Annotated in this window: 12 protein-coding genes; 10 read left to right on the top strand and 2 right to left on the bottom strand. The window is 65.8% G+C overall.

The window, feature by feature from the left end; all coding sequences use genetic code 11:
• The first annotated feature begins 12 nt into the window (after positions 1-12).
• Both scpA and mce read left to right on the top strand, forming a co-directional pair.
• Entirely contained in the window at positions 13-2,151 is a 2,139-nt protein-coding gene (gene scpA, locus K0P03_RS30075; protein ID WP_050744312.1) for a methylmalonyl-CoA mutase, read from the top strand.
• Between the two features lie 7 nt (positions 2,152-2,158).
• Complete coding sequence (mce, locus tag K0P03_RS30070) at positions 2,159-2,560, top strand: methylmalonyl-CoA epimerase (RefSeq protein WP_024270073.1); 402 nt, start codon at positions 2,159-2,161, stop codon at positions 2,558-2,560.
• A gap of 12 nt (positions 2,561-2,572) precedes the next feature.
• Here the strand turns inward: mce and K0P03_RS30065 are convergent, their stop codons facing one another.
• A complete protein-coding gene (locus K0P03_RS30065) occupies positions 2,573-3,571 on the bottom strand; it encodes an AraC family transcriptional regulator (RefSeq protein ID WP_024270074.1) in 999 nt (332 codons plus the stop codon).
• A gap of 320 nt (positions 3,572-3,891) precedes the next feature.
• Here K0P03_RS30065 and K0P03_RS30060 point away from each other — a divergent pair, with 320 nt between their 5' ends.
• Positions 3,892-5,010, top strand: a complete 1,119-nt coding sequence (locus K0P03_RS30060; RefSeq protein WP_272791520.1) for a branched-chain amino acid ABC transporter substrate-binding protein — start codon at positions 3,892-3,894, stop codon at positions 5,008-5,010.
• A gap of 63 nt (positions 5,011-5,073) precedes the next feature.
• On the opposite strand, the gene K0P03_RS30055 is transcribed toward K0P03_RS30060, so the two are convergent.
• A complete protein-coding gene (locus K0P03_RS30055; RefSeq protein WP_272791519.1) occupies positions 5,074-5,931 on the bottom strand; it encodes a LysR family transcriptional regulator in 858 nt (285 codons plus the stop codon).
• Positions 5,932-6,023: 92 nt separating this feature from the next.
• Here K0P03_RS30055 and K0P03_RS30050 point away from each other — a divergent pair, with 92 nt between their 5' ends.
• The 7 genes from K0P03_RS30050 (at position 6,024) to K0P03_RS30020 (ending at position 15,004) form a co-directional block, all read left to right on the top strand.
• Positions 6,024-7,355, top strand: coding sequence for an aspartate aminotransferase family protein (locus K0P03_RS30050; RefSeq protein WP_272791518.1), 1,332 nt, complete (start codon positions 6,024-6,026; stop codon positions 7,353-7,355).
• Between the two features lie 13 nt (positions 7,356-7,368).
• A complete protein-coding gene (locus tag K0P03_RS30045; protein WP_023517487.1) occupies positions 7,369-7,827 on the top strand; it encodes a cobalamin B12-binding domain-containing protein in 459 nt (152 codons plus the stop codon).
• On the top strand, positions 7,824-8,816 hold the full coding sequence (gene meaB, locus K0P03_RS30040) for a methylmalonyl Co-A mutase-associated GTPase MeaB (RefSeq protein ID WP_272791517.1): 993 nt from the start codon (positions 7,824-7,826) through the stop codon (positions 8,814-8,816). Before K0P03_RS30045 ends, meaB begins: the two co-directional genes overlap by 4 nt.
• Positions 8,813-10,513, top strand: a complete 1,701-nt coding sequence (locus K0P03_RS30035) for a methylmalonyl-CoA mutase family protein (RefSeq protein WP_272791516.1) — start codon at positions 8,813-8,815, stop codon at positions 10,511-10,513. The genes meaB and K0P03_RS30035 overlap by 4 nt, the downstream gene beginning before the upstream one ends.
• Before the next feature lie 9 nt (positions 10,514-10,522).
• On the top strand, positions 10,523-11,272 hold the full coding sequence (locus K0P03_RS30030) for an enoyl-CoA hydratase/isomerase family protein (RefSeq protein WP_130516878.1): 750 nt from the start codon (positions 10,523-10,525) through the stop codon (positions 11,270-11,272).
• A gap of 2 nt (positions 11,273-11,274) precedes the next feature.
• Complete coding sequence (locus K0P03_RS30025; protein ID WP_272791515.1) at positions 11,275-12,906, top strand: AMP-binding protein; 1,632 nt, start codon at positions 11,275-11,277, stop codon at positions 12,904-12,906.
• 148 nt (positions 12,907-13,054) lie between these two features.
• Positions 13,055-15,004, top strand: coding sequence for a PrkA family serine protein kinase (locus K0P03_RS30020; protein ID WP_023513229.1), 1,950 nt, complete (start codon positions 13,055-13,057; stop codon positions 15,002-15,004).
• The last annotated feature ends 22 nt before the right edge of the window (positions 15,005-15,026 follow it).

Below are 15,026 nucleotides of genomic sequence, written 5' to 3'. Positions count from 1 at the left end.
GGAGGGCGCCCGATGAGTGAAAAGACGATCGCCGACTGGGAGGCGCTGGCCGAGAAGGAGCTGAAGGCCTCGCCGGAAACGCTGACGTGGCAGACGCCCGAGGGCATTGCCGTCAAGCCGCTCTATACCGCCGCCGACATCGAGGGCATCGAGCACCTCGCCTCGCTGCCCGGCTTTGCGCCCTTCGTGCGCGGGCCGCGCGCGACCATGTATGCGGGGCGGCCGTGGACCATCCGGCAATATGCCGGCTTCTCCACCGCCGAGGCCTCGAACGCCTTCTACCGGAAGAATCTGGCCGCCGGGCAGCAGGGCGTGTCGGTCGCCTTCGACCTCGCCACCCATCGCGGCTATGACAGCGACCATCCGCGCGTCGTTGGCGATGTCGGCAAGGCGGGCGTCGCCATTGACAGCGTCGAGGACATGAAGATCCTGTTCGACGGCATCCCGCTGGAAAAGATCTCCGTGTCGATGACGATGAACGGCGCCGTCATCCCCATCCTCGCCAGCTTCATCGTGGCGGGCGAGGAGCAGGGCGTCCCGCGCGAAAAGCTGTCGGGGACTATCCAGAACGACATCCTCAAGGAGTTCATGGTCCGCAACACCTACATCTACCCGCCGGCTCCCTCCATGCGGATCATCGCCGACATCATCGAATATACCGCGCGGCAGATGCCGAAGTTCAACTCCATCTCGATCTCCGGCTATCACATGCAGGAGGCCGGGGCGACGCTGGTGCAGGAACTGGCCTTCACGCTGGCGGACGGGCGCGAATATGTCCGTGCCGCGCTTGCCAAGGGGCTCGACGTCGACGATTTCGCCGGGCGCCTCTCCTTCTTCTTCGCCATCGGCATGAACTTCTTCATGGAGGCTGCCAAGCTGCGCGCGGCGCGTCTCCTGTGGACGCGCATCATGCAGGAATTCGAGCCGAAGAAGCCGTCCTCGCTGATGCTGCGCACCCATTGCCAGACCTCCGGCGTCTCGCTGCAGGAGCAGGACCCCTACAACAACGTCATCCGCACCGCCTATGAGGCGCTGTCGGCCGCGCTCGGCGGCACCCAGTCGCTGCACACCAATGCGCTCGACGAGGCGATCGCGCTGCCGACGGAGTTTTCCGCCCGCATCGCCCGCAACACCCAGCTCATCCTGCAGAACGAGACGGGCGTGACGAAGGTCGTCGATCCGCTCGCCGGCTCCTATTATGTCGAGAGCCTCACCAACGAACTGGCGGAAAAGGCCTGGGCGCTGATCGAGGACGTCGAGGCGATGGGCGGCATGACGAAGGCCGTCGATGCCGGCTTGCCGAAGCGGCTGATCGAGGAGGCGGCGACGCGCCGGCAGGCAGCGGTCGACAAGGGCGAAGAGGTGATCGTCGGCGTCAACAGGTTCCGCCTGGAGGACGAGGCGCCGATCGACACGCTGGAGATCGACAACACCGCCGTCCGCTCGTCACAGATCAAGCGACTCGAAGCGATCCGGCGCCGGCGGGATTCCGCTGCCGTCACGGCCGCGCTCGCGCGCCTTGAGGAGGTCGCCCGCACCGGCGAGGGCAACATCCTGGACGCGGCCGTCGACTGTGCCCGCGCCAGAGCCACCGTGGGCGAGATCTCCGATGCCATGCGTGCGGTCTTCGGCAACCATGTCGCCGAGCCCAAGGTCGTGCGCAACATCTATGGCAAGGCCTATGAGGGCGAGCCGGAACTGTCGGTCCTGACCGAACGTCTCGACGGCGTCGCCACCAAGCTCGGGCGCAAGCCGCGCGTCATGGTCGCAAAACTCGGGCAGGACGGCCACGACCGCGGCGCCAAGGTGATCGCCTCGGCCTTCGGCGACCTCGGCTTCGATGTTCTGGCGGGGCCGTTGTTCCAGACACCGGAGGAGGCGGCCGCCATGGCCGCCGCGAAGGAGGTCGACGTCATCGGCGTCTCCTCGCTCGCCGCCGGCCACAAGACATTGATGCCGCAGCTTGCCGAGGCCCTGAAGACGACGGGCGGCGAGGACATCATCGTCGTCTGCGGCGGGGTCATCCCGCGGCAGGACTACTCCTATCTGATGGACAACGGCGTGGCCGCCGTCTTCGGCCCGGGCACCAACGTGCTCGATGCCGCCCGGACGGTGCTCGACCTGATCGAAGGCCGCCGCAGGAACCAGTGAGGTCAGCATGCTGAAGCGCGTCAACCATATCGCCATCGCCGTCCCGGATCTGGCAGCGGCGGCCAGCCGCTACCGCGATCTCGGCGTCACCACGACCGAGCCGCAGGAGTTGCCGGAACACGGTGTGCGCATCGTCTTCGTGGAGTTCGAGAACACCAAGATCGAGCTTCTGGAGCCGCTGGGGCCGAATTCGCCCATCGCCGCTTTTCTGGAGCGCCAGCCGGCGGGTGGCATCCACCATGTCTGCTTCGACGTGGACGACATTTCGGCGGCCATCGGCACGGCGACGGCGAACGGCATCCGCCTGCTCGGCGGCGGCGAGCCGAAGATCGGCGCACACGGCAATCCCGTCGTCTTCGCCCATCCCAAGGATTTCCAGGGCACGCTCGTCGAGTTCGAGGAGAACTGACGGGAGGCCACCCTACGCCTCCATCTCGCCCGCGCTGCGCCGGAAGACGGCCGGGGATTTCCCGGTCCACTTGCGGAAGGCGCGGTAGAAGGCGCTCGGCTCGGAAAAGCCGAGGTCGGCGGCAAGCTGCGTGACATTGGCATGGCCGTCCGCAAGCGCCTCCATGGCGAGCGCGCGGCGCAGGTCATCCTTGATCTCCCGATAGGTCTGCCCCTCCAGCTTCAGCCGCCGCCGCAGGCTCGGCGCGGGGATGCGCATGCGTCCGGCCAGCTCCTCGAAGCCCGGCCAGGCCTGCGGCGCGAGGCCGCCGAGACGCTGGCGGATGGCGGCCGACAGGCCCATGTCATGTCGGTAGCGCACGAGGAGATTGCCCGGCGCGTGGCGGAGGAATTCCCTCAGCGCGCGCTCGTCGCGGATGGTCGGCAGGTTCAGGAATTCCGCATCGAAGACCAGCCGCGTCTCCGGCTGGTCGAAGCGCACCGGCGCGCCGAAGAACAGGCGGTAGTCGGTGCCGGCCGGCGGCGCGCTGCAGCGGAAATCGACCCAGCGGATCGGTAGCCGCCGTCCGATCAGCCAGCAATTGACCCCGTGCACGATGATCCAGAAGGTACGGTAGGCGAAGGCCGAGCGCGGCCCGCCCGCATCCCTCAGCACGATCTGCGCCAGCCCCTCCTCGACGACCAGCGTGCCGCGGGGGTCGTCGAGCACGACCTTGAGGAACCGCAGGGCCCGCCGTAGTGCATGTTCCAGCGTCGCCGTCGAGAGGATGGCCTGACAGAGCAGCGCGAAGGAGCCGGCACGCATGGGCCGCGCGCCTTCGCCGAAGAACTCGTCGTCCATGGTGCGGGCCACCGCGTGCCAGAAGGCACCGTATCGCTCAGCCGGAATGGGGCCGGTGATGACCGGCGGAAGGCCCGCTTCGGCGAGAAGCGGCGCGGCCTCCACCCCCTGCCGCCGCAGGCATTCGAGCGTGTCGTCCATGAAACAGGGCGCGATCATGCGGCGTTCCATGCGGCCTGCCCTCCATCTCTATGGCAAAAGCGATCACGAAATCTGAAACCTTCGGTCATTGCATACCATATTTCTCCGCCGCATCATCCCCTCTCACAAGAAGGGGAGCCGGGTGGCATGGGGCCGAGGCGCCGCGTCTTCGCCGCCTGACAGGGCGGCCGGCGGGGCAGGGAGCCCGAACCACCCGCCGGACACAGTCCGACATCATCAAGACCGAATGCCTGGCGGGTGTCTTCACGCGCCGGATGGCGTTCTGCGCCGATCGTGGGCAGCGCAGCAAAGCCTCAACCATCGCCCGCAGCCAAACTGGGAGCGCATCCATGAAAAAATTCTTCTTGTCGTCGGTGGTCCTGACGTCTCTGGTCCTGTCCGGCGGCAGTGCCTTCGCCGACATCGTCATCGGCGTCGCCGGCCCCATCACCGGCCCGAACGCTGCCTTCGGCGCGCAGTTCGTCAAGGGCGCCGAGCAGGCGGCCGCCAACATCAACGCCGCTGGCGGTGTGCTCGGCGAACAGGTGAAGATCGTCATCGGCGACGACGTCTCGGATCCGAAGCAGGGCATCTCGGTTGCCAACAAGTTCGTCGCCGACGGCGTCCACTATGTCGTCGGCCATTTCAACTCCGGCGTCTCGATCCCGGCCTCGGAGGTCTATGCAGAAAACGGCGTGCTGCAGATCACGCCTGCCTCGACCAACCCGCAATTCACCGAGCGCGGCCTGTGGAACACCTTCCGCACCTGCGGGCGCGACGACCAGCAGGGCAAGGTGGCGGCGGCCTATATCGCGGCCAATTTCAAGGACGCGAAGATCGCGATCGTCCATGACAAGACACCCTACGGCCAGGGCCTCGTCGACGTCGCAAAGCAGGAGCTGAACGGCGCAGGCATCACCGAGGTCCTCTATGAAGGCATCACCGGCGGCGAGAAGGATTTCTCCGCGCTGATCGCCAAGATGAAGGCGGCCGGCGTCACGCTGATCTATTTCGGCGGCCTGCACACCGAGGCCGGCCTGATCATGCGCCAATCGGCCGACCAGGGGCTGAAGGCGACGCTGTTCTCCGGCGACGGCATGGTCTCCAGCGAACTGGCGCAGATCGCGGGCGACGCCGTCGTCGGCACGCTGAACACCTTCGCCCCCGACCCGCGCCGCAACCCGGCGGCCAAGGACGTGGTCGAGGCCTTCCGCACCGCCGGCTTCGAACCGGAGGCCTATACGCTCTATTCCTACATCGCCGTGCAGATCATCGCGTCCGCCATCGAGAAGACGGGCTCGGCCGAGGATGCGCAGAAGGTCGCCGAGACCATCAAGTCCGGCGGACCCTGGGCGACGGCGCTGGGCGAGATCGGCTACGACGCCAAGGGCGACATCAACCGGCCGGACTATGTCATCTACGAATGGCGCAAGGGCGAGGACGGCAAACCGACCTATTTCGAGAAATAGGTCGCAGGCCATCGCTTGGGAACAGGGCGGCCGCGGCGGGGAGACCTGCCGCGGCCGTTCGCGTCACAGCGTCGGCAACACCGCGCGGATATGGTCGGCAAAGGCGCTCGTCGCGGGCGACGGGTCGCCGTCGGCAAAGGCGATCAGCATGCCGAGATGCGGCAGATGCGGCAGCGGCGCGTTGAGGATATGGAGGTCGGGCGGCACGGCCTCCTGCGTCATGACGCAGATGGCAAGGCCGGAGCGGGCAAGGCCGATAAGACCGGCAAGGCTGTTGCTGGCATAGGAGATCTTGTAGCGAAGCCCCGCCCGCGCCATCGCCTCGCAGGCCGCGCGGTGGTCCATCGCATTGGAGGCCGGCAGCGCCAGCGGCACCGTATCGCCGAAATCATGCGCCTCCAGCGTCGGTTTGCTGCCGACCCAGACCAGCGGCTCGGTCCGCACGATATTGTCCACATCGGCAAGATTGGGCGTCGAGACCAGCGCCAGGTCGACCTTGCGCGACGGCAGAAGGGCGCGCAGCTCGGCGGTCGGGGCGGAGAGCACCTTGATCTCGACATCCGGATAACGCGTGCCGAAGCTTTTCAGGAGCATGGGAAAGAACGACAGAAGGTAGTCTTCCGGGCTGCCGAAGACGATGGAGCCGTGCAGGCCCTTTTGGGAAAAGGCGGACACGGCCTCGTCGTGCATTTTCAGGATACGCTCGGCATAGGCAAGGAAGCGCTCGCCGCTTCCCGTCAGCCGGACGCCGCTGCCGCTGCGGTGCAGGAGGCTCTGCCCCAGCATCTCTTCCAGCCGCTGCATCTGCATCGTCACGGCCGATTGCGTGCGGCCGACCTGCACGGCCGTGGCGCTCAGCGAACCGGAATGGGCGGCGTTGACGAAGGTGATGAGCAGGCGAAGATCCAGCGGCACCAGCATATCAGTTTTCCTTATATCGGAATCCAAATACTATCAATTTTACAGAGACCCTGCCAGCCGGTATCGCTTTTGAAACGGCATCGGAGGCTCACATGTCACGCAACCAGGACCCCGCCTTCTGGGCGGCCGCACGCAAGCACCTCATCCGCTACGGCGGCAGCTTCGACCCCGCCATCATCGAGCGGGCCGAGGGTTGCTTCGTCTTCGATGCGGACGAGCGCCCCATTCTCGATTTCACCTCCGGCCAGATGAGCGCGCTCGTCGGTCATTCCCATCCGCACATCGTCGCCACTGTCCAGCGCCAGATGGGTGCCGTGGCGCATCTCTTCAGCGGCATGCTGTCGCGGCCCGTCGTGAACCTTGCCGAGCGGCTGGCGGCACTGGCGCCGGGGCTCGACCGGGTCATGCTGCTGTCGACCGGCGCGGAATCCAACGAAGCGGCCATCCGCATGGCCAAGCTGGTCACCGGCAGGCACGAGATCGTCGCCTTCTCCAAGAGCTGGCACGGCATGACGGGCGCCGCGAGCTCGGCCACCTACAGCGCCGGCCGCAAGGGTTACGGCCCCGCCATGGTGGGCTCGCTCACCATTCCCGCGCCGAATACCTTCCGCCCGCGCTTCCGCCATGCGGATGGCAGCCTCGACTGGAAGACCGAACTCGACGACGCTTTCGGGCTGATCGACAGCCAGTCGGTCGGCAGTCTTGCCGCCTTCATCGCCGAGCCGATCCTGTCGAGCGGCGGCATGCTGGAACTGCCGCTCGGCTATCTGGCCGCACTGAAGGAAAAGTGCCGCGAGCGCGGCATGCTGCTCATCCTTGACGAGGCCCAGACCGGCATCGGCCGCACGGGCACCATGTTCGCCTTCCAGCGCGACGGCGTGACTCCCGATATCCTGACGCTTTCCAAGACGATCGGTGCCGGCCTGCCTTTGGCGGCCGTCATGACGACGGCGGAGATCGAGGACATCGCCCATGAGAAGGGCTACCTCTTCTACACGACCCATGTCTCCGATCCGCTGCCGGCAGCCGTGGGCCTCGCCGTGCTCGACATCGTGGAGGAGGAAGGGCTCGTCGCGCGCGCCGGCCGGCTTGGCGCGCGGCTGTTCGAGGGCCTGTCGCAGCTCAAGCAGCGCTTCGACTGTGTCGGCGACGTGCGCGGCCGCGGTCTGATGCTCGGCGTCGAGATCGTCAATCCGGACCGCAGCGCCGACCACGAGCTCGGCAGTCGCATCGCCGCGGAAGCCTTCCGCCGCGGGCTCAGCATGAACATCGTCAAGCTGCCCGGCATGGGCGGCGTGTTCCGCATCGCGCCGCCGCTGACGATTTCCGAGGAGGAGATCGACATCGGCCTGCGCATCATCGCCCAATCCATCGAGGCCGCCTCCGTTTCCGGTGCCCGTGCGCCGGGCATCGCGGCCGAGTAGGGAGAAAGAACGGATGCGCGACGCGACCCTTGCCGGCGAAAGCCTTTCCACCGGGCCGGACGAGACCCCCGACACCATCCGCGTCCTCGTCGCCAAGCTCGGCCTCGACGGCCATGACCGGGGTGCCAAGGTGGTGGCGCGCATCCTGCGCGATGCCGGCATGGAGGTCGTTTATACCGGCCTCTACAAGACACCGAAGGACGTCGTGCAGGCGGCGATCCAGGAGGATGTCGACGTCATCGGCGTCAGCCTGCTCTCCGGCTCGCATGTCCCGCTGTTCCGGGAACTCGGCCGCTGCCTGCGCGAGGAGGGGGCCGGGCACATCCTCGTCGTCGCCGGCGGGGTCATTCCCGAGCAGGACTATCCCGCTCTGCTGGAGGGCGGCGTCGATGCCATCGTTCCCCAGGAGGCCCGTTCCGACCTGATCGTCACGACGATCACCGATCTCGTCACGGCACGTGGCCGGATATGACGGTCGTCACCCATTCCGCAAAACCGCGGCGGGCGACCTATGTCCCCTCGGCCGACCTGGTGAAGGACGTGCTGGCGGGCCGGGCCATCGCCATCGCCCGGATGATTTCGCGCGCGGAGGAGGGCTATCCCGAAGCCGCCGCGGCGCTCGCGGAACTCTACCGGCTTGGCGGTAGCGCCCATATCATCGGCATTACCGGCGTTCCGGGCGCGGGCAAATCGACCCTCGTTTCGGCGCTGATCAAGGCCTATGCCGCCGAAGGCCACAAGGTCGGCGTCATCGCCGTCGATCCAAGCAGCCCCTATTCCGGCGGAGCGATCCTCGGCGACCGCGTGCGCATGAGCGAGACGGCGGCGGCCGGCGGCGCCTTCGTGCGCAGCATGGCGACCCGCGGCCATCTCGGCGGGCTGACGCGCGCCACGCTCCAGGCGGTCGACGTGCTGGATGCGGCGGGCTACGACCCCGTCATCATCGAGACCGTGGGCGTCGGGCAGGACGAGGTGGAGGTGGTCACGGCCGCGCATACCGTCGTCGTGCTCTCCGCCCCGGGCCTCGGCGACGACATCCAGGCGATCAAGGCCGGCATTCTCGAGATCGCCGACATCCATGCCGTCAGCAAATGCGACAAGCCGGAGGCGGCCGCGACGGTCTCGGCGCTGCGCGGCATGCTGGCGCTCGGCGGGGACCACCACGATTCCCGTTGGACATCGCCGGTCCTGCCCGTCAGCTCGATTTCCGGCGAACGCGTCGGCGAATTGAAGGACGCCATCGACGCGCACTGGGCGCATCTCAACGAGAGCGGCGAACGGGCCGAGCGCCAGCACGCCATGGGCCGCACGCGCATCCTCGGCACGGCCCGCCATCTCTTTCAGCAGAAATTCCAGCAAGCACCCGAAACGCTCGAACGGCAGATCCGGGCGGTGGCGGAACGGCGGATGGACCCTTCCGTCGTCGCCCGCGCCCTTCTGGGTTGGGAGGAAACCCCATGAACAACGCCCATCTCTTCTCTGCGCCCGCCATCGACGCCGTCCGCGAAAGCCAGGCGGAATGGGAGGAGGGCGCCCTTGCCGCCTTCCTGAAGAACCGGCCGGAGGAAAAGGACGTCTACGAGACGGAAAGCGGCATCCCGCTGAAGCGCATCTATACGGCCGCCGACGTTGCCGACATTCCGGCCGAGGAGCTCGGCTTTCCCGGCGCCTATCCCTTCACCCGCGGCGTCTACCCGACGATGTATCGCGGCCGCCCCTGGACGATCCGTCAGGTCGCCGGCTTCGGCAATCCCGAGGCGACGAACCAGCGCTACAAGTACATGATCCAGACCGGCCAGACCGGCCTCTCCACCGACTTCGACCTGCCGACGCTGCTGGGGCTTGATTCCGACGACCCGATGGCCTTCGGCGAGGTCGGCCGCGTCGGCGTCGCCATCGACACGATGGACGATATCGACCGGCTGTTCGACGGCATCGACCTAGAAAAGATCTCCGTCTCGCTGACGATCAACCCCTCGGCCTGGGTGGTCTATGCCATGTTCGTCGCGGTGGCGGAGCAGCGCGGCTGCGACCTGCACAAGCTGACCGGCACGCTGCAGGCCGATCCGCTGAAGGAATATGTCGCCCAGAAGGAGTGGATCTATCCCGTCCGCCCCGCCGTGCGGCTGCTGCGCGACCTCATCATGTACAGCGCCAAGGCGACGCCGAAGATCAATCCGGTCAGCCTCAGCGGCTACCATCTCTCCGATGTCGGCGGCAATGCACTGCAGGAGATCGCCTTCACCATGGCTTTCACCATCGCCTATTGCGAGGAGGTGACGAAGGCAGGCATGGATATCGACGATTTCGCGCCGCGCCTGTCGTTCTTCTTCATCAGCCACCAGGATTTCTTCGAGCAGATCTGCAAGTTCCGCGCCGCGCGGCGCGTCTATGCGAAGATCATGGCGGAGCGTTTCAAGGCCCGGAAGCCGGAATCCATGCGCCTGCGCGTCCATGTGCAGACGGCCGCGATGAGCCTCACCAAGGTCGAGCACCACAACAACCTGATGCGCACCGCCATCCAGGCGCTTGGCGCGGTGCTCGGCGGCTGCCAGAGCATGCACACCAACGGCCTCGACGAGGCCTTCGCCATCCCCACCGAGGAGGCGATGAAACTTGCCATCCGCACCCAGCAGATCATCCGCGAGGAGATCAACGTCACTTCGGTGATCGACCCGCTCGGCGGCTCCTACTTCATCGAGCGGCTGACCAAGGACATGGAGACCGAGATCTGGAAGATGCTCGACGAGGTGGAAGAGCGTGGCGGCGCGGTTAAACTGGTGGAAGAAGGCTGGTTCCAGCAGAAGCTCGCCGATTCCGCCTATGCCACCTTCAAGAAGATCGATTCCGGGGAGAAGATTTCCGTCGGCGTCAACAAGTTCGCCGACGAGGCGAGCAGCACGGCGGATGTCCATATCCACCCCTATGACGATCATTGCACGCAGCTTCAGGTCGATCGCCTGAAGATCGTCCGGGCCAACCGGGACGATGCGCGCATCAAGGTCCTGATGCAGGAACTCGTCGAGCAGGCCCGTTCGGAGGACATGAACCTGCTGCCGAAGACCATCGAACTGGTCAAGGCGAAGGCGACGCTCGGCGAGATCTGCACCGCGCTGCGCGGTGTCTGGGGCGCCTATTCCGAACCGATGATCGTGTGAGGCGGGGCGATGAACGACACTGTCCTCATCACCCTCGAAGGGCCGATCGCCTGGATCACGCTCAACCGGCCGGAGCGGCTGAACGCCATGAACCGGCCGCTCGTCGACGGGCTGATCGCAGCGCTTTCCGCCGCCGAGGCGAACGACGATATCCGCGCGGTCATCCTCAATGGCGCCGGCCGGGCCTTCTGCTCGGGCGACGATCTCAAGGACCTCGATGCACAGACCGCGTCGAAGGCCGAGACCGAGGACTGGGTGGAGGCCATCCAGGCCGTCACGCTCCATGTCATGCGCTCGCGCAAGATCGTGATCGCTGCCGTGCATGGCTGGTGTGTCGGCGGCGCGCTGGAATGGGCGATCAACTGCGATTTCCGGCTCTTTGCCGAGAACACCCGCTGGTTCTTCCCCGAAGTCGGCTACGGCCTGTTCGTGACGGGCGGCGTAACCGCGCTCCTGACGAAACAGGTCGGCCCGCAGGTCACCAAGGAACTGCTCATCCTCGGCGAACGCCACGATGCGCAAAAGGCGCTGGAGACCGGCATCGCCTGGAAGGTCGTGCCCGACGATACGCTGCTCGACGAAGCCAGGCGCCTCGCTCTTGCGATCGCCGACCGTCCGGCGGGTGCGGTGGCGGATGTCAAGCGCGCCATCAATGACGGCTTTCATTCCTCTCTCGAAGACGCGATGGCGCAGGAGACGGTGGCCACGGTTCGCGGCTTTCTCTCTCCTGCGGCGCAGGCAAAGGCAAAAGGGTTCTGACCGTGTCCATCCTCCCCGCCTTCTCTTCCCTTTCGGCCATCCCGGGCCTTCACGACGATGCGATCGAAGAGCGTGTCCTGCCGAAGATCCTCGTAGCGCAGGCCGAACGTTTCGGCTCCCGTCCCTTCATCGATATCTGCGGCCGCACGGCGAGCTTCGAGGAGATGCTGACCCTCACCTGCCGGCTTTCCGGCGGCCTTCGCCGGCTGGGCGTCGGCCGCGCCGACCGGGTGGCGATGCTGTTGCCGAACTGCCTCGAACTCGTCGCCACCTGGTTCGCCGCCTCCAGCCTCGGCGCGATCGAGGTGCCGAACAATCCGGGGCTGAAGGGCGACCTGCTCTGCCACAACCTCAACAATTGCGGGGCGGAGGTGCTGGTCGCCGATGCGAGCGTCCTGCCGGAACTCGCCATCGTGCAGGACCGGCTGCCGGCGCTCCGCACGCTCATCCTCGTCGGCGCCGATCCCGCGGCAGCGCGCGCGGCGGGGATCCGGATCGACCGCATCCTGCATTTCGAGGAATGCCTCGCGCCACCCGCCGGCCTCGACCTTTCGGCCGTGCACTACAGCGATCCGATGGCGATCCTCTATACGTCGGGTACGACGGGCCCGGCCAAGGGCGCGCTGATGTCGCACCACCATTGTTACGCCTGGGCGGCGGCGATGGCCGCCAATCTGGGCTACAACACGGATGACAGCTACTTTTCCGCCCTGCCGCTGTTCCACACCGATGCGCAGATGTTCGGCGTCTATCTGCCGCTGATCTACGGCACACGAACAACGCTCGCCGACGGGTTCAGCGCCTCGCGCTTCTGGGCGCAGGTGCGCGACAGCGGTGCGACGGCGACGAACCTTCTCGGCGCCATGGCCGTCATCCTCATGCGCGCGCCGCAGGAAGGGCACGACGGCGACAACCCCGTGCGGGTCTGCCAGTGCATTCCCATGGTGCCGGACAAGGCGGCGTTCGAGGACCGCTTCGGCATGCGCCTTGTCACGGGCTACGGCCAGACGGAGACCAGTTTCGTGACGCTCGACACCGTGGACGACACGCGGCCCGGTTCCTGCGGCCGGGCGCATCCCGACTGGGAGGTGGCCGTTGTCGACGACAAGGACCGCCCGCTGCCGCCCGGCAGCATCGGCGAGATCGTCTCGCGCCCCAAGAAGAGCTGGAGCATGTTTTCCGGCTATTATCGCGCCGAGGCCAAGACGGTCGAGACGCTGCGCAATCTCTGGTATCATTCCGGTGATGCCGGCGTGATGGACGCGGATGGCTGGCTCTACTTCAAGCACCGGCTGAACGAGGCGATCCGCCGCCGCGGCGAGAACATCTCCGCCTACGAGGTGGAGATGCTGGCCGAACAGCATCCCGACATCGTCGAAAGCGCCGCCTTCGGCATCGCCTCCGAATTCACCGAGGAGGACATCATGGTGGTGGCCTTCCGCCGTGCCGGCTCAACGGTCGATGCGGCCGGCCTGCTCGAGCATTTCAGGACCAGCGCACCACGCCACATGGTGCCGCGCTATATCGAGATCACCGATGCGCCGCTGCCCCGCACGCCAACGGAAAAAGTGGCGCGCAGCGTGCTGCGCCAGCGCGGTCTCGGGCCGGCGACCTTCGATCGCGGCGCGCGCTAGGCGGCATGAACGGGGCCGGTCACGGATAGAGGGAGATTTCACACATTCGCTTGAAGAATGCGGGGAACAAATTGCAGTCGATTGCGTTCCGGCGTACACTATACGCGGGAGATTCGACACTCCCGGCTAACGACCGCGGGAGGGTTCCATGGGAACCACTGGCAGCGACGTTTTCGACCTGTTTTCAAAGGTATACGCGAGTACAGCACAAGAAGAATTGAGCCTTCAGGAATACCTGTTGGCCTGCCGCGACGACAAGAGCCTCTACGCCACGGCGCCGGAGCGCATGGTGGCGGCGATCGGCGCGCCGACCCTCGTCGATACCAGTGCGGACGAGCGTTTCGGCCGGGTTTTTGCCAACCGTACCATCAAGATATACCCCGCCTTTGCCGATTTCTTCGGCATGGAAGACACGATCGAACGCATCGTCGGCTATTTCCGCTATGCCGCCCAGGGACTGGAGGAGCGCAAGCAGATCCTCTACCTTCTGGGGCCGGTCGGGGGCGGTAAGTCCTCGCTCGCCGAGCGCCTCAAGAAGCTGATGGAAGAGCAGCCGATCTATACGCTCGCCATCGACGGCAAGATCAGCCCGGTCTTCGAATCGCCGCTCGGCCTGTTTTCCCGCGAGCGCATGGGCGAACTGCTGGAAGACAAATACGGCATCGCCCAGCGCCGGCTCACCGGCCTCATTTCGCCCTGGGCGACCAAGCGGCTGGACGAGATCGGCGGCGACATCTCCAGGTTCAGCGTCGTCAAGCTGATGCCCTCGCGGCTGCGGCAGATCGCCATCGCCAAGACGGAGCCGGGCGACGAGACCAACCAGGACGTGTCCGCGCTCGTCGGCAAGGTGGATATCCGGCAGCTCGAGAATTTCAGCCAGGCCGATCCCGACGCCTATTCCTACAGCGGCGGCCTCAACCGCACGACACAGGGGCTGCTCGAATTCGTCGAGATGTTCAAGGCGCCGATCAAGGTGCTGCATCCGCTTTTGACCGCAACACAGGAGGGCAGCTACAACGGCACGGAGAATTTCGGCGCCTTCCCCTACCAGGGCATCGTTCTCGCCCATTCCAACGAGTCCGAATGGCTGCAGTTCAAACACAACAAGAACAACGAGGCCTTCCTCGACCGCATCCTCGTCGTGAAAGTACCCTATTGCCTGCGCGTCACCGAGGAGCGGCTGATCTACGAAAAACTGCTGCGCGAGAGCGAGCTGGCCGATAGCCCCTGTGCGCCGGAAGTGCTGGAAAACCTCAGCCGATTCACCGTCGCCACGCGCCTTTCCCCGCACGAGAACTCGCCGACCTACACGAAGATGCGGGTCTATGACGGCGAGAACCTGAAGGACACCGACCCCAAGGCGAAATCGCTGCAGGAATACCGCGATGCCGCCGGCATCGACGAGGGCATGACGGGCATCAGCACGCGTTTCGCCTTCAAGGTGCTGTCGGAAACCTTCAACTACGACACCAAGGAGGTGGCGGCCGATTCCGTGCACCTCATGTACATCCTCGAACAGGCGATCCGGCGCGAGCAGTTTCCCAAGGAGGTCGAGGCAAACTATCTCGACTTCATCCGCTCCGAGCTTGCCGCCCGCTATGCCGAGTTCATCGGCCACGAGATCCAGAAGGCCTATCTGGAATCCTACAGCGAATACGGCCAGAACCTCTTCGACCGCTACATCGCCTATGCCGATGCCTGGCTGGAAGACCAGGACTTCAAGGATCCCGACACGGGCCAGATCCTCAACCGCGAGATCCTCGACAGCGAGCTGTCGCAGATCGAAAAGCCGGCCGGCATCGCCAATCCCAAGGACTTCCGCAACGAGGTCGTGAAGTTCACCTTGCGCGCCCGCGCCCGCAACAACGGGCGCAACCCTGCCTGGACGAGCTACGAGAAACTGCGGGAAGTCATCGAGAAGCGCATGTTCGGACAGGTCGAGGATCTCCTGCCCGTCATCAGCTTCGGCTCGAAGAAGGACAGCACGACCGAGAAGCAGCACGCCGAATTCGTCCAGCGCATGACGGCGCGCGGTTATACGAGCCGCCAGGTCCGCCGGCTCGTCGACTGGTACATGCGCGTGAACAAGGCCGGCTGACCATGCCGAAGCGGGGGATTGG

This window comes from Shinella sp. HY16, assembly GCF_028534175.1.
Lineage (GTDB): Bacteria > Pseudomonadota > Alphaproteobacteria > Rhizobiales > Rhizobiaceae > Shinella.
This window is presented reverse-complemented; position numbering and strand designations above follow the sequence as displayed.